The 14,349-nt window shown below is 49.5% G+C and carries 19 protein-coding genes; 10 read left to right on the top strand and 9 right to left on the bottom strand.

What is annotated here, in order from left to right:
* Positions 1 to 14: 14 nt before the first annotated feature.
* Positions 15 to 482 carry a VC2046/SO_2500 family protein gene (locus BLW37_RS06685; protein ID WP_091341240.1) on the top strand — a complete coding sequence of 156 codons (468 nt, stop codon included), beginning with the start codon at positions 15 to 17 and terminating at the stop codon, positions 480 to 482.
* Here BLW37_RS06685 and BLW37_RS06680 read toward each other — a convergent pair.
* From BLW37_RS06680 to BLW37_RS06670, 3 genes are all read right to left on the bottom strand, one after another.
* Positions 467 to 961, bottom strand: a complete 495-nt coding sequence (locus BLW37_RS06680) for a YchJ family protein (protein ID WP_091341239.1) — start codon at positions 959 to 961, stop codon at positions 467 to 469. The two genes, BLW37_RS06685 and BLW37_RS06680, sit on opposite strands and share 16 nt — an antisense overlap.
* Before the next feature lie 38 nt (positions 962 to 999).
* Positions 1,000 to 1,413 (bottom strand): hypothetical protein, encoded by a 414-nt coding sequence (locus tag BLW37_RS06675; protein ID WP_139243673.1) that lies wholly within the window; start codon positions 1,411 to 1,413, stop codon positions 1,000 to 1,002.
* 76 nt (positions 1,414 to 1,489) lie between these two features.
* Positions 1,490 to 1,984, bottom strand: a complete 495-nt coding sequence (locus tag BLW37_RS06670) for a tetratricopeptide repeat protein (RefSeq protein ID WP_139243672.1) — start codon at positions 1,982 to 1,984, stop codon at positions 1,490 to 1,492.
* A 220-nt stretch (positions 1,985 to 2,204) separates the two neighbouring features.
* Between BLW37_RS06670 and BLW37_RS06665 the strand changes: the two genes are divergently transcribed.
* Positions 2,205 to 2,909: a DUF3581 family protein gene (locus BLW37_RS06665; protein WP_091341236.1), complete on the top strand. Its 705-nt coding sequence runs from the start codon at positions 2,205 to 2,207 to the stop codon at positions 2,907 to 2,909.
* 1 nt (position 2,910) lies between these two features.
* Here the strand turns inward: BLW37_RS06665 and wecA are convergent, their stop codons facing one another.
* Positions 2,911 to 3,963 carry a UDP-N-acetylglucosamine--undecaprenyl-phosphate N-acetylglucosaminephosphotransferase gene (gene wecA / locus BLW37_RS06660; RefSeq protein ID WP_281248650.1) on the bottom strand — a complete coding sequence of 351 codons (1,053 nt, stop codon included), beginning with the start codon at positions 3,961 to 3,963 and terminating at the stop codon, positions 2,911 to 2,913.
* A gap of 109 nt (positions 3,964 to 4,072) precedes the next feature.
* Between wecA and BLW37_RS06655 the strand changes: the two genes are divergently transcribed.
* The 5 genes from BLW37_RS06655 to BLW37_RS06635 all read left to right on the top strand — a co-directional run bounded on the left by BLW37_RS06655 (position 4,073) and on the right by BLW37_RS06635 (position 8,734).
* Entirely contained in the window at positions 4,073 to 5,125 is a 1,053-nt protein-coding gene (locus BLW37_RS06655; protein WP_245785643.1) for a glycosyltransferase family 4 protein, read from the top strand.
* A gap of 67 nt (positions 5,126 to 5,192) precedes the next feature.
* Positions 5,193 to 5,864 carry a WecB/TagA/CpsF family glycosyltransferase gene (locus BLW37_RS06650; protein ID WP_245785642.1) on the top strand — a complete coding sequence of 224 codons (672 nt, stop codon included), beginning with the start codon at positions 5,193 to 5,195 and terminating at the stop codon, positions 5,862 to 5,864.
* A complete protein-coding gene (locus tag BLW37_RS06645) occupies positions 5,861 to 6,754 on the top strand; it encodes a glycosyltransferase (protein WP_091341232.1) in 894 nt (297 codons plus the stop codon). The genes BLW37_RS06650 and BLW37_RS06645 overlap by 4 nt, the downstream gene beginning before the upstream one ends.
* Positions 6,747 to 8,015 carry an O-antigen ligase family protein gene (locus BLW37_RS06640; RefSeq protein ID WP_091341231.1) on the top strand — a complete coding sequence of 423 codons (1,269 nt, stop codon included), beginning with the start codon at positions 6,747 to 6,749 and terminating at the stop codon, positions 8,013 to 8,015. The genes BLW37_RS06645 and BLW37_RS06640 overlap by 8 nt, the downstream gene beginning before the upstream one ends.
* Positions 8,012 to 8,734, top strand: a complete 723-nt coding sequence (locus tag BLW37_RS06635; RefSeq protein WP_091341230.1) for a YdcF family protein — start codon at positions 8,012 to 8,014, stop codon at positions 8,732 to 8,734. The genes BLW37_RS06640 and BLW37_RS06635 overlap by 4 nt, the downstream gene beginning before the upstream one ends.
* A 30-nt stretch (positions 8,735 to 8,764) precedes the next feature.
* Here BLW37_RS06635 and fur read toward each other — a convergent pair whose 3' ends face one another.
* A complete protein-coding gene (fur, locus tag BLW37_RS06630) occupies positions 8,765 to 9,202 on the bottom strand; it encodes a ferric iron uptake transcriptional regulator (RefSeq protein WP_091341229.1) in 438 nt (145 codons plus the stop codon).
* Between the two features lie 166 nt (positions 9,203 to 9,368).
* On the opposite strand from fur, the gene BLW37_RS06625 reads away from it, so the two are divergent.
* The gene (locus BLW37_RS06625) at positions 9,369 to 9,833 is read left to right on the top strand and encodes a DUF4442 domain-containing protein (protein ID WP_091341228.1); all 465 of its coding nucleotides are present in this window, start codon (positions 9,369 to 9,371) and stop codon (positions 9,831 to 9,833) included.
* Between the two features lie 43 nt (positions 9,834 to 9,876).
* Here the strand turns inward: BLW37_RS06625 and fldA are convergent, their stop codons facing one another.
* From fldA to BLW37_RS06605, 4 genes are all read right to left on the bottom strand, one after another.
* On the bottom strand, positions 9,877 to 10,407 hold the full coding sequence (gene fldA / locus BLW37_RS06620; RefSeq protein WP_091341227.1) for a flavodoxin FldA: 531 nt from the start codon (positions 10,405 to 10,407) through the stop codon (positions 9,877 to 9,879).
* Positions 10,408 to 10,420: 13 nt separating this feature from the next.
* Entirely contained in the window at positions 10,421 to 10,693 is a 273-nt protein-coding gene (gene ybfE / locus BLW37_RS06615) for a LexA regulated protein (RefSeq protein WP_091341226.1), read from the bottom strand.
* Complete coding sequence (locus BLW37_RS06610) at positions 10,693 to 10,911, bottom strand: DUF2788 domain-containing protein (RefSeq protein WP_091341225.1); 219 nt, start codon at positions 10,909 to 10,911, stop codon at positions 10,693 to 10,695. Before BLW37_RS06610 ends, ybfE begins: the two co-directional genes overlap by 1 nt.
* Positions 10,912 to 11,008: 97 nt before the next feature.
* Entirely contained in the window at positions 11,009 to 11,773 is a 765-nt protein-coding gene (locus BLW37_RS06605) for an alpha/beta fold hydrolase (protein ID WP_091341224.1), read from the bottom strand.
* Positions 11,774 to 11,935: 162 nt separating this feature from the next.
* Between BLW37_RS06605 and seqA the strand changes: the two genes are divergently transcribed.
* On the top strand, positions 11,936 to 12,499 hold the full coding sequence (gene seqA, locus BLW37_RS06600; RefSeq protein ID WP_091341223.1) for a replication initiation negative regulator SeqA: 564 nt from the start codon (positions 11,936 to 11,938) through the stop codon (positions 12,497 to 12,499).
* A gap of 11 nt (positions 12,500 to 12,510) precedes the next feature.
* A complete protein-coding gene (gene pgm, locus BLW37_RS06595; RefSeq protein ID WP_091341222.1) occupies positions 12,511 to 14,160 on the top strand; it encodes a phosphoglucomutase (alpha-D-glucose-1,6-bisphosphate-dependent) in 1,650 nt (549 codons plus the stop codon).
* Positions 14,161 to 14,349: the final 189 nt, after the last annotated feature.

The raw sequence follows: 14,349 nt of genomic DNA, 5'->3' as shown, positions 1-14,349 counted from the left end.
CTGGAACTGAATCCATGTTGATCCATGAGTGGCAACTTGGTCCAAAAATGAATCAAGCGCTGCAAAAGCAGCAGCCTGCTGACTTTCGTTTATGGCGAGCAATGTTATCGACTGCCGTCGAAGAGCAGGCTGCTTTTGTATTGAGACAACAGCAGCTGGACACTCCTGAACACTCTCTTAGACAAAGCTTAGGCTTGCGTGAGCAAAGACCTTTTAGCTGGCAAGATGGCGATCTGGAAAGCTGTCAACGGTGTAGCGATGCCTTGCAGCAGGGATTTGCGCAAAGTCGTCTGCAGCAACAGTTAAGCCCTTTGCCTTGGGTACTGAAAAACGATGCGAAAAAGTTGGATGCTCGGGTGGCAGATAACCTGGACTTGCATAGTCGGCGTCGGCTGTATCAGGAAGGGATAGAGCCAATAGAAACAGATGCCACAGCGCTCTACGAGGTGTTGCAACAATTGGACACTCAGGCCGCTGCATGACCTGAAGCTACATGTGGCTGACAGGCCTTAAATTTACGGCCACTGCCACAGGGGCAGGGATCATTGCGGCCCACTTTTTGTGCTGCGTGTTCACGAACGTCACCGCTGCTGTATAGCCATCGGTCTTGCTGACGGACAAAATGAGAAAGCTCGCTAAAACTGTGTAATTGATTGCCAAGCAGATACCACACCTGAAAATGCACGTAGCCTTCATCGTTGGAAAAAACCACGTGCGGCAATGGCAGCAGCTGTAGTCGTACAAAATGAACTTGGCTAACAAAGTCGCGCATCTGTTCCGGGCTTTGTTCCACTTGCAGCTCTGCTACACAGCTGAGCTGTAAATAGGGCAGTTCTTTCAAGCAAAAAGCGCTATAGCGAGAGCGCATCAGCTGTTCACAGGTTTCAGCTTGCCTCAGCCCGCTATGATAGGGTTGACAACAATGGCTGTAACTAAGTCCGGATCCACAATAACAATGCATTGGCTCGAAGATGTTTTATGTATAGTGGCTGCTGCGTCTTAATGGCACCAGCTGGTATTGGTTGTAAAGCAGTATACCGCACAGCCGCAAGACTCGGCCAGTAGCGATAGCTCATGTGTTTGTTGCAAATCAGTCAGCTCAGCAAAGTTGATAATGCAACTGCAGGTGCCAGCAAGGATGGCTTTTTTTAAGGTGCCGGCTAAATCCTGAATTTGCTTGCGGTGAATCAATAAAGTACGGCTTTGCTGAAACACCTCCATATCTGCCAACACTTTTAATGACGTAGTTTCTGGTGCCAGAATTAAGGTCCAACCTTTGGCGTGCTGCTGCTGTTGAAGCAGTTCATGCAGATAACGGCTTTCTTGTTGCTCGGCTGAGGGCAGACAATAATGCAAACCGGGTTGGTTGCTAATATTCATTGACGTCTGCTTGCGGCTTTGTGGTGAACTCATACCAACTCCTAACTGTTGTTATATACAGTGTATGCATATACAGTAGTTTGCTGTTGATGATAAATCAAGCATTTTTTTAGCTCAGGGCGTTTTTTCTGTCTTCGATGGATTCAAAACGCTCGGCTGCCAATTCAGTGGCTTGCTGCACTAAGTCCGCTGACATTTTACTCTGTAAAGTGCGAACCAATGCCAGGGCGGATTGATCACGCTGCTTGGCTGCCAGCAATAGCCAACAATAAGCGTGTTTGATAGAGGCTGGCATACCAAGACCTTTTGCGAACATTAATCCAAGATAATACTGAGCTTTAGCATGACCCAGCATGGCTGCCTGACGAAAATGCTGAGCGGCAGTTGGGTAGTCTTTGCTGGCATAGGATTTTAAAGCGGCAGTAAACCAAGTAGCCACGGCGTCTGCGATGGCAGGTCCTTGCAGCAGAGATGGCAATAAGATGCCGCTGTCTTTCACGATGGCGTTGATCAACTGTTGGTGTTCGAGCAGCTTGTCTTCCAGCTCAGCCAGAGTCAGTTTTTTAGTTGCAGCTAAGTGTTGGCGACCGGTTTTAAACGTCATGGTATCTTCTCGTGCCTTGAACTTCATTATGATACAGGGAGTGCCCAGTCACCCCTGCCATACCATGAACAAAGCATAAAGCCTGCCATAATTCAGAGTGGTCAACTGAGAAGGAAGCGAGTATGCCAATCCGAAGCGAGAAAATCTGCACTGGCTAGACCAATTTAGAGGAAAATTAGGGTAGACTTGTCGGGTTTTGCATTAAACCCGTGGATATTTCATGTTTTTGACTCCTTATATTAATCAGCAAGCCGGCGAGTTTAGCTTCAGTCGTCAACAAGGCAGTACCTTTGCAAAAAAAGTAGCCGGTGACTTTAATCCGTTGCATGATGAAGATGCCAAACGCTTTTGCGTGCCAGGTGATTTGATGTTTTCCTGGTTGTTAAGTCAGTACGGTATCAGCGAACGATTGTGCTGTACCTTCGCTGGCATGGTCGCTGCGGATGTTTGGTTACACTTCGAGCAGGATGGCAGTGAAATCCGGATTTGTGATAGAGACGGAAAAGTCTACCTATCGTTGACGCAACAGGGTGCTATAAGCAAGGATTTAGTGTTAATCGAAGCGATTACAACTGATTATGTGCAGTTTTCCGGTGAAAATTTTCCACATATTTTGCATCCTCTGATGCAGCAGCAGCACGTCATGATCCATCCGCAGCGACCTATGGTCATTTACGAGAGCATGACACTGGAACTCATGCAGTTGCCGACTTGCTCACCTCATTTAGTGCTATCTAATTCAAGCCTGGAGGTTGCAGGAAAACGTGGAAGTGTTCTGCTTGATTTTACCCTGGCTTGCGATGGAAATCACCTTGGCCAAGGTCGTAAGCGCATGATTTTAAGTAATTTATCACCTTATGATGCCCCCAGCATGGAAGCCATGATTGCTGAGTACAATCGTCGCAAGGCGGCTTTCACCGCCTGAATCAACGCGGATTACGGCGGCGCAGTGCGGACACAATGCGCCAGACATGCAATAACAGATAATAGTAACCTGCGCCCACCAGAAGAAACATCAGCAAAATTATGATGTCTGGCAATAGCAGGTACTCTGCCAAGGCACCAATACTGGCAGCGGTTCCTGCCAGTCCAACGATAAACATCAATGCATGGCGTGGAGCCAGACCTAGCCGAAGTGAAATATGATGTAAATGCTCTCGGTCAGCTTTAAAAGGGGATTGACCTTTGCGAATGCGCCGAATCATGATCACTGCCATATCCAGTAATGGAATGGCGATGATCCATAAGGCCGTCACTGGTCGAAAACTGCTGGCTGCACTTTGGCTGCCTTGCAGTAACAGCCAGATCACAGTCAGCCCAATTAACATGCTGCCAGCATCGCCAAGAAAAACCTTACGCAAGCCAAAATACTGTAAATTTGCTGCCAGGTAGGGCAACAGAGCAACTATCATCATAATTGCCAACAAGGCGGTATCTTGCTGCCCCCACATCAGCATAAAAAATGCGAGCACCAGCATGGTTAAAAGGCTCAGACTACCGGCCAGGCCATCGATGCCATCGGTCATGTTAAAAGCATTGATAGCAGCGATGACAGCAATAATTGTCAATGGTGGGCCAAACCAGCCAAGCTCGACCGGGCCAAAGCCAAACAAATTGCCAAGATGGGCCAGGTGCAAATCCAGCAACCACATCATCGCAATTGCCACCAGACATTGAAAAATCAGACGCACAGATACCGCCAGATCAAGTGCGTCATCCAAAGCACCCAGAAGCACGATCACCAATGCACAACCAATATAGGCCCAATGCTGCATCAGGCTGGCATCAGCCATAAGCAGGCCTACAGAAACGCCAGTAAAGATGGATAAGCCGCCAATCAGTGGGACTTTGCCCTGATGTTGCTTGCGGCCTTTGGGTATATCTAATAAGCCTAGCCGGTGGGCTAGGGGGTACAATACTTGCAGCATCAACGCTGTGATCAAAAAGCAACTAATAACGGGCCAGAACAGCGAATACATAGACATCCTTTTTTGTTATGCTGAGCAGCAGCTTAGGATTCAGCTTACAGTCATTCAGCTTGCACTAAGCTGAACATAGGATAAAAATCCCGATGTATGAGATAGATTGATGCAAATCTTGCTAATAAGCAATATGGGGCCCAAACCCTCGGCACCTGTGCAAGGACAGTTTATTGAGCTTCAGCGGCAAGCACTTCCTGTGCCAACCGCCTACCATTGGATGCGTTGGCACAATGATGGCTTGCTGAACCGGCTGTGTAAATACCCGGTGTGGTTGCTGGATTTTGTGCTGCGTTTCGTCTTTTGTCGACAGCGTTTTGATATCCTGCATGTACACTTTTTTTACCCAACCATCTGGTTGGCTATTTTGTACAAGTGCTTACGTCACCGCTCTGCCAAAATAGTAGTGACCTGTCATGGCAGTGATATTTACCGCTATCAACCGCCCGGTACACTTTATCGCTGGTGTGCTGGCTGGGTCGATCAATGGCTTTTTGCCAGTGAGCCTTTAAAGCAAGCATTTTACCAGCAACCCGACTCGGCACAGGTACTGGCCGCCGGCATTGCAGCGGACTATGGCAACGTGAACCGGTTGGATAAATCCGAGAAAGATATTGATCTACTCTTTGTTGGCAGTTTGAATCATAACAAAGGCCTGGATCGCTTGGAGCAGCTATTACCTTTACTTCAGCAGCATAAGGTTTGCATTATCGGCCAGGGCTTGGCATCGGGAAAGGTTAAACAGTGGCAACAGTTATACCCAAAGCTTATGTGGCTGCCAAGTCAAAACCCGCTGCAGCTAAAAAACTGGTATCAGCGAGCCAAGGTGTTGCTGAGTTTGTCACGGCAGGAATCCTTTGGCCTGGTGATGACGGAGGCCCTGGCCTGTTATACCCCGGTTATAGCCACCGACACCGATGGTGCCAGAGCACAGCTAAGACCGGAATTTGGCTGGGTGATTAGCCAGCAGCAAACCGAGCCAATGCTGATTGAACAATTACTTCGCCAATTAAAGCACTGTTGGCAGTTAGCAGAGCCAGATTATCTGCGCATGCAGCAAGCGGGTTTTCAATACGCTCAAACACAGCTTTTGCCTGTGATAGCCAGTGAACTGATGAGCATCTACCAGACTCTTTACAAGGCCAAGCATGACCTCAAGTAACACAAGTACAAATACAGCAGAAAGCATCGTCAGTGTTCAGATTGGGCCTGTCAAGGTTGGTGCTTTTATGCACCAGCAACAATTATTGGAAACCATTATTTCCCCGGATGGTCAGGTATTTGCTGGCGCGGCTATTGCTATTAATCCGGAAAAAGTCATGGCCGCCCGGCACGATCCCAAAGTAGCCGCTATGCTCAGTCAGGCGGAACTGCGCTATGCCGATGGCATTGGCGTGGTGATGCTGATGCGACGCCGATTAAAACAACCCGTGCAACGTATTCCTGGCTGTGAGCTTTGGCAAAGCCTGATGCTGCGCTGTGCTGCGTACCAGGTGCCGGTGTATCTGGTGGGTGCCAGATCCGAGGTGCTGGCACAAACCAAAGTGAAACTAGTGCACCAAGGCGTGCCTGTGGTCGGGGCGACCGATGGTTACTTTAACGACGAGCAGCAGTTGCTGGCAGAGATTCGCCAGAGCGGCGCGAAAGTGATTCCGGTAGCGATGGGCTCACCTCGGCAGGAGCAATTGATTGCGCGGTTACGTCAGCAACTGCCGGATTGCTTTTTTATGGGCGTTGGCGGCAGTTTTGATGTGTTCACGGGGCAGGTCAAGCGCGCTCCGGCACTTTGGTGCCGCCTGCATCTGGAATGGCTGTACCGACTGCTGAGTCAGCCAAGTCGAATTGGTCGGCAGGGACGTTTAGTGCAGTATCTGTGGCTAGCTATCTGGGAAAGAATATGAAGCAAAATTTGCCATTGATCAGTGTCTATATGCCAACGCATAACCGCAAGCAGATGGCGGCCACTGCAATTGACTCCGTATTGGCGCAACATTACCCACATTTTGAGTTGATAGTGGTTGATGATGGCTCGACGGATGACAGCTGGCCTTTTTTGCAGCAGGCCTATGGTCAGCATCCAAAGGTGCGTTTATTACGTCATGAACAAAGCCTTGGGGCTTGTGCTGCCCGTAATACCGCCATTGCCGCCGCCAAAGGTGAATTTGTTACCGGACTGGATGATGATGACGTGTTCTATCCGGATCGTTTGTCCAGTTTGATGGCCGCTTTTCAACCTGGTGATGCTATGGTCTGTTCTGGCTATCTGTGGCACTACGGCGCTACCACCAAAGCATGTTTTGCCAGTGATGCCATCATTGCGCTGGATGAGCTGCTGGATTTGCATACTTTGTCGAATCAAGCGCTGCTTCCAACCGAATCCATGCGTGCGTTGGGTGGATTTGATACTAAGCTTGCGGCCTTTCAGGATTACGATATGTGGGTGCGGGTTGTAGCGCGTTTTGGCCCGGCCCGACGCATTGCTCATATCAGCTATCAGGTGAATGCCGGTCACGAAGCTGGCCGAATTACCGGTTCGCCAAAACGCCTGCAGGCGCATGATGATTTTGTGGCGAAGCACAGGCCTTTGATGTCTGGTCGTAACTTGCAAAACCAGGCTTTTTATCGTCATAGCATGCAGCAATTGCCGATCTCGCTTAGTCAGCTTTGGCGCAGCAGCCGCTATGGTTTAAAAGCACTGAAATGTCGTTACTACCTAAAGCGAAAATTTTCCTGGCTAAGCCGATTACGGCTAAAATGGCTGCAAAAAGGCTGGCGGGGTTTGTTTGATTAAGCAAAGCAGCAACACCGAAACTTGCTGGCAGCTGATTTTTCTACTGGCCGCATTTAGCTTGCTGTTTGATATGCTGCAAGGTGCATGGCAGAGCCAGGGGCTGATCGGCTTTCCAGTGGCACAGGCCTTTAAGGCTGGCTTGCTGACTGCTATGCTTTGGGGTCTTAAAGCCAACGATAGTCGAATGCTACTGCTGCTGGCTTTGCTGGCTGCATGCTTTGCATTTGGGCCCTTACTGACGCAGTGGCGATTACAGCCACCTATGGGCTTTAGCCTGGAGCTTATTCTCATTAGCAAGGTTTTTGCACCACTGATCGCGCTATTGGCATTCACACGTTTCACCTGCCATTCGCCTGAATTAGCTCAGAAAAGCCTGCAACGTCTGATGTTGTGCTTTAGTGTGGTATTGCTGATAAATTTTGCATTTGGCTTTGCAGGTTTTGGTTATGCAGCTTACAGCCCGATGGAGCAGATAGAGCTGGGCTCGCTTGGCAGCAGTGGTTTTTTTGTATCGGCCAATGAGTTATCTGCTTTGCTGCTGATCCTAACCGCTTATCAACTGCATCACTATTGGGTGAAGTATAAACTGTTGTATATTGTGGTTGCTTTTTTAGCGCTGTTTTGTGCGCTGCAGTTGCTGACTAAAACGGCTCTGTTTGGTGTGTTGTTGTTGGTGGTACTGATCCCTTTAGTGCATCTGGAAGCTGAGCGACGCAAGCATGTTGCACTGTTCATTGCTGGGGTGGCGGTTGTGCTGTTGGTCAGTAGTCCGCTTTGGTTGGGGGCTATGCTGCAACAACTTGGTTTGTACCAAAAGTTGCTTTGGGTCTGGCAGGAAAAAGGTTGGTTTGGCCTTATCTTGTCATCGCGCGATCTTTACATGCAGCAGAACATGCGGGTTCTGACGGAGCATTTTCCTCCCTGGCACTGGCTACTGGGGGTGGGGCAAGCTGGCATAGCGCTTTATCAGAAAAAGTACTTTGCCGAATCCGACTTTTTTGACCTGCAGATGTTTTTTGGAGTATTAGCGCTTGTATTTGCACTTGGTTGGTTTGGCTATCTGCTGCGGTTGAGCTGGCAGGCCAGGGGCAGGGCTGAAGGGCGGGTGTTACTGCTGATCAATAGTATCTTGCTGCTGCTGGCTGCTCTGGCAGGCCATGTACTCACTTCTGGTCTACTTTGGTTACCCTGGGGCTGCTGGTGTGGTTACGTACTGGCGAGACAACAGATGCCAGCTGCGTGCAAAAGGAGCCGACCATGACTGACTTTATTCAATTGGCCTTGTACCCACAGAACCTGTTCTTGTATGCATTGTTGCTTGCTGCTATTTGTTACCGTAAAAAGGGACTTTGGCTGTTGTGGCTGATGTTTTATCTACTGGGCAATAGCTTTGTCACTAACCAGGTAAGGCACTGGCAGTTGCAACAGCTACGAAGCCCAACTACGTTGCAAAGCGATGCAACCTGGGTGCTGCTTGGCTGTGGTGGCTCAGAGCAAAGCTTACCCGCTTGTGCCCGCAATCGCTTGGATCATTTACTGGAGCGAACGGCAGATAATAGCTTTCCTGTCGTGATCACCACCCGGTATTGTGCCCCTTATATCGACTATTTGCAGCAACATGATTTCAGTGGCGCGATCGATTGTTTCGATGGCGGTAGTAACACCTACCAGGAGTTTTATCAGCTGGCTGCTCGCTTTCAGCAGCAGCCATTGCAGTTTGTCAGCAGTGACCACCATGGCTGGCGGGTGCAACGGCTGATTACATTGCATCAACTCAACGGCCATTTTTCTGCAGCCACTACCAGTACTTACCGACAACTGCCATGCCGCTGGCACTGCTGGTTGACGGTGAATTTGAGTAACTACGATTTTTACGCCAAGTTAAGTGGCGAGTGGTTTAGCTACGCCAGCTATCGGTTAAGCAGGCGTTGGCACAGTTGGCGGATGGATGCAGATACAAAAAAGGCCTCTGCAGAATAAGGCCTTGTTATTACAACTGTTTGGAGTAGCTTAGTTGTCAGTATTGTGCGGACAGATGTTCTTTTGTTCGCACTCACCGTACAAATACAAGCTGTGATTGGTTAGTTTTAGGCCATTTTTAGTGGCTATTTCCAACTGTTTGCGCTCTATGGTGTCGTCTTCAAATTCAATTACCCGGCCACAGTTCAGACAAACCAGATGATCATGATGGCTGTTGCCAGTCAGTTCGAACACAGACTTACCACCTTCGAAATGATGGCGGGTTAAGATGCCTGCATCATCAAACTGATTCAGTACCCGGTACACGGTCGCCAGACCAATGTCTTCACCGGACTCCAGCAGCAGTTTGTACACATCTTCGGCACTGATATGCTGATTGTTCGGATCCTGCAGGATCTCCAGAATTTTTACGCGCGGCAGGGTCACTTTAAGGCCCGCTTTGCGAAGTTCGGTATTGTGATCAGTCATAGCATGCTTCAGTTAGTCAACATTGCTTCGATTATAAAGCCATTGCAGCTTTAATCAAATGCTAATTCAGCCATCTGCTTAGCCATTGAGCAGCTGATACCAAACTTGCACTGTCGTCCAGCTCAGGTAAAATAGCTGCATCAGGTCATACCAGTTGAGGGCGCGGATGCAGTGGGCAATGAAGCCAGGGTTGATGAAGCGGTTGCTGAATCTGTGGCCACCATTTTTTTTTAGTGGTATTAAGGTCGAGACCATCCGGGACGATTTTTGCTATGTCCGGGTACGACTCAAATCGAGACCCTGGACAAAGAACATCAATCAAAGTCAGTTTGGCGGCTCGATGTTTTCGATGACGGATCCGATCTATCCGTTAATGATCATGGGAGCCTTGGGCAGCGATTATCATGTCTGGGATAAAAAAGCCGATATTGACTTTATTGCGCCGGGACGAGGGGCGCTAACGGCGGAGTTCTGGTTATCGGATGCAGTGTTGGCGGATATAAAAGCAGCGACAGAGGATGGTGATAAGCATTTTCCGGAGTTTTTAGTGCACATTAAAGATCAAAGCGGTGATATTGTTTGCGAAGTGAATCGCACTGTTTATGTCCGTAAGAAACGCTCTGCCCGATAAACCAAGCAAAAGGGCATGCGTTGCATGCCCTTACTGTATCGCTTTACAAGCCTTCCAGCTCTTGTAAGCACATTTCGTTGTAGATTTGCTTGCACCAGGCTTTCACCCGTTGCTCGGTCAGTTCTGGTTGACGATCTTCATCAATGCCGAGGCCAACGAAATGGTTGTCATCGGCCAGAGCTTTGGAAGCGACAAAGTCATAGCCTTCGGTTGGCCAAAAGCCAACCAGAATGGCACCTTTAGGTTCAATAATATCGCGCAACGTACCCATCGCATCCAGGAAATATTCGGCGTAATCCTCTTGATCACCGCAGCCAAAAATAGCGACCAGTTTGTCGGTAAAGTCGATGGCTTCAAGCTCCGGAAAAAAATCATCCCAGTCGCACTGAGCTTCACCGTAGTACCAGGTGGGGATACCCAGCAGTAAGAGATCGAAGTTGGCGATGTCTTCTTTGCTGCTTTTGGCGATATCCCGCACTTCCACCAGCTGCTTGCCCAGCTCTTTCTGGATCATTTTGGCGATGTGCTCGGTGTTGCCGGTATCACTGCCGAAAAAAATACCTACAGTTGCCATAGATGCATGCCTTTTACTTGATTAAAACTCTGGTTAAAACCTGCTCCAGATAAGCGCTACGGGTCAATTGCGCTTGCTCTGCTGCCTTGGATAGCTGCTGATATAGCTCAGCAGGCACTTTAAACTCAATACGCTTCAAGCCTTTTTCCCGATCGCGTTTTACCTGATTGCGCTTATTAAACTTTAATTGTTCCTGGCGCGGTAACAGATTGGTGCGAGGGCGACCTGGGCGTTTTTCCTGCGCAAACAAATCAGGTGTTGTCCGATCGCTACTGCTTTTAGCCATCAACCCAGTCCTTGTGTTTCGTAAAAAAACTGGATAATGCCTTTGGCAATAAAACCAGCACAACCGGTAAACAGCACAATCCAGACAAAAATCCGGCCAAACAGCGGCACTTTGCCTCGCTTTAACACATCTTGAATCGCCATGCCGATAAAGAAAAACAACACGGCCAGGCCAATCCACAGTGCCAGCGATTCGTACAACTCAATATCGTAACCCATAATGCGCACACCGCCAGAAAAAAACGGCGGCACTATAGCATAAAGTGAGCAGGAATTTCTTGTTTTATCACAAATTCATTGTTGGGAAACTGCACAATTAGACCGTCTGAGCTTGCAAGAAATCCAACACAATTTTATTAAATGCCGCCGGTTTTTCCGCATGCAACCAATGGCCGGCGCCATGAATGACTTTAGCTTTGGCTTGTGGCAACAGGGCTTGAATCGCGCTTTGATGTTCGGCTTCAATGTAATTGGAGTTTGCACCTTTGATAAAGAGCACTGGCCCGGTATAAGGAGCGCCTTCTGGTGCCGCCAGCACCTGTGGATAGCATCGTGCGATCACCGGCAGGTTGCAGCGCCATTGAAATTGCCCGCCTTCTTTGACCAGATTCTTCAACAAGAACTGCCGTACGCCTGCTTCCTGGATAGAGCGGGCCAGTTGTTGATCTGCATCCTGGCGTGAACTCAGGCTTTCCAGTCGCACACTCTGCATGGCGTCTATAATGCCGCTGTGGCGATCGTCGTATTGCACCGGCGCAATGTCGGCAACCAGCAAGGCCTTCACCCGATCAGGAGCCATTAAAGCCAATTGAATGGCCGTTTTACCACCCATGGAGTGACCGAGCAGATAAAAACTGCTGGCATCAGCCGGCAAGCTGTCCAGGACAGCCTGGGCCATCTGCGGGTAATTCATGCTGTCAACGTGCGGTGAGCGGCCATGGTTCGGCAAATCAATACTGAGTACGGTAAAGTATGGCTCTGCAACGCGGGCAATACCCGCCAGGTTGTCTTGGCTACCAAAAAGACCGTGCAGTAATACCAGATAGGGGCCACTGCCGCGCTGCTCTGTGAAAAGTTTCATGACAATCCTGTGACTTTTGTGCCCGGAGCATTGGGCTAAATGCAATTGTGGTATATGGTAGCAGAAACGAGCGAGCAGACGATACAGGCTGGTATCTGCTCTGGTGGCTTTATATAATGGCCAAAGACAGAAGATCCCATCGTTCCGTAACAGGCCAAATGCATGAAAACCATTGAAATTGATGAAGGGTTGTACCAGTACATTGCCAGTCAGACCCAGCAAATTGGTGAGAGTGCCTCACAGATCCTGCGTCGTTTGCTGTTAGGTTCGGCCGACGCTGTTGTACCGGCGCTCGAAACCGGCGCTACAGCGTCGGCCAAAACCGAAGCGGTCGAGCAACACAACATGGCCAGTAAAAAACAGCCAGATGATAGCAAGCAAAGCGTCACAGGCTCGGTATTTGATCGTATTAGCCGGCAGGATTTGCAGGCAGAATCGAGCATTGTTGGTCGTTTTTTGTTGATTTTATCGGCGCTGGCCAAAACCCATCCCAAGCAATTTGCCAAGGTGTTGGAGATTAAAGGCCGTGATCGTCAGTACTTTGGCCGTAGCGACAGTGAGTTGCTGCAATCGGGCAGCAGCACCAACCCTAAAGCCATTCCGGATAGTGATTTTTGGGTTATTACCAACTCCAACACTACCCGGAAAAAAATGATGCTGACCGAGGCCGCCTTAAAGCTTGGCTACAGCGACACGGAAGCCGAACAAATTCGCGATTTACTATAAGGAAGAGCTTTATGTCTGTTCACCCGAGTGCCGGCCAGGTTGCCAGCCAGGATCAGCTGATCAATGTGTGTCAGTTGGTCAGCAGCTATTACGAACTGAAACCCGATGCTGCCAATCCGCAGCATCAGGTCAGCTTCGGGACCTCAGGCCATCGCGGCAGTGCTCTAGCGCATGCGTTTAATGAGCCGCATCTGCTGGCGATTAGCCAGGCAGTGGCCGAGTACCGACAGCAAGCGGGCATAAACGGACCTTTGTTTGTAGGCAAGGATACTCATGCTTTATCGGAGCCAGCATTTGCTTCCGTGCTGCAGGTGCTGGTAGCCAATGGTGTTCGGGTACGTATTCAGCAAGGGCAGGGGTTTACCCCAACCCCTGTGATATCTCATGCCATTATTTGCCACAACAAAACACAGGCCGACCAAGCCGATGGTTTGGTGATAACCCCATCGCATAATCCGCCGCAAGATGGTGGTATCAAGTACAACCCGCCACATGGTGGCCCGGCGGATACCGACGTGACGGATGCTATTCAGCAGCGAGCCAATCAGTTGATAGCAGCCGATCTAAGCGGCGTAAAGCGCGTATCCTTTGAGCAGGCATTGGCATCGCCTTTGTGCGAAGCGTTTGATTACATAGCGCCTTATGTTGAGGATTTGCAGCAGGTGGTGGATATGGCCGCCATCGCAAAAGCCGGCATTCGTATTGCTGTCGACCCTCTGGGCGGCTCTGGCATTGCGTACTGGCCGGTCATCGTCAAACGTTATGGCCTGGATTTAACGGTAGTGAATGAAAAGGTCGATCCGACTTTTGGCTTTATGCCGCTGGACAAAGACGGGGTGATCCGCATGGACTGCTCGTCGGCCTATGCCATGAGTCATCTGATCCAATTAAAAGATCAATACGACATAGCCATTGGCAATGACCCGGACTTTGACCGTCACGGCATTGTTACCCGCAGTGGTGGCCTGATGAACCCAAATCATTATCTGGCAGTGGCCATCAACTACCTGCTTAGCAACCGGCCAGCCTGGTCAACCGAGCTTAAGATTGGCAAAACCCTGGTGTCCAGCGCTTTGATTGACCGGGTGGTAGCCGCGCGTGGGCGCAGCCTGTATGAAGTGCCGGTTGGCTTTAAATGGTTTGTCGATGGCCTGGCCGATGGCAGTGTTGCTTTTGGTGGTGAAGAAAGTGCCGGTGCCAGTTTTCTGCGCTTTGATGGCTCGACCTGGAGCACTGACAAAGACGGTTTTATCCTGGGGCTGCTAGCGGCCGAGATGCTGGCCAAAACGGGGGTTGATCCATACTTGCAGTACCAGGCGTTGACCAAAGAACTGGGCAGTCCTTTGTACCGGCGCCTGGATGCAGCTGCCAGCCCGTCGCAAAAGCAGGCATTGAAGCAACTGGATACCAGCAGTGTGGCGCAAACCGAATTGGCCGGCGATGCCATATTGGCGGTGATGACTAAAGCGCCTGGCAATCAGGCTGGCATTGGTGGAGTAAAAGTGGTCACCAAAAATGGTTGGTTTGCTGCCCGGCCCTCTGGTACCGAAAATGCCTACAAAATTTATCTGGAAAGCTTTGTTGATGCCAAGCACATGGCCCGGCTCGAAGCCGATGCCAAAGCCTTTGTCGATGCTGTTTTTGCCACAATCAGGGACTGAGGGCACTAAATATTGTAATATTCTTACGATAATTTATTGTCAATGCCACTGCAAACGTATTCCTGCCTTGTTTTTTGTAATCTTTTTACATTTAATAGCAGGAAATCTTTCACTTGTCTGAGCTTGGCGACAAGCTAAGCTTAGCTAGCACCCTATTGAAGATGCATTTTATTGCTGGTGCGATGCAAG

This window comes from Alkalimonas amylolytica, from assembly GCF_900107845.1.
In the GTDB taxonomy this organism is placed as follows: Bacteria; Pseudomonadota; Gammaproteobacteria; order Enterobacterales; family Alteromonadaceae; genus Alkalimonas; species Alkalimonas amylolytica.
This window is presented reverse-complemented; position numbering and strand designations above follow the sequence as displayed.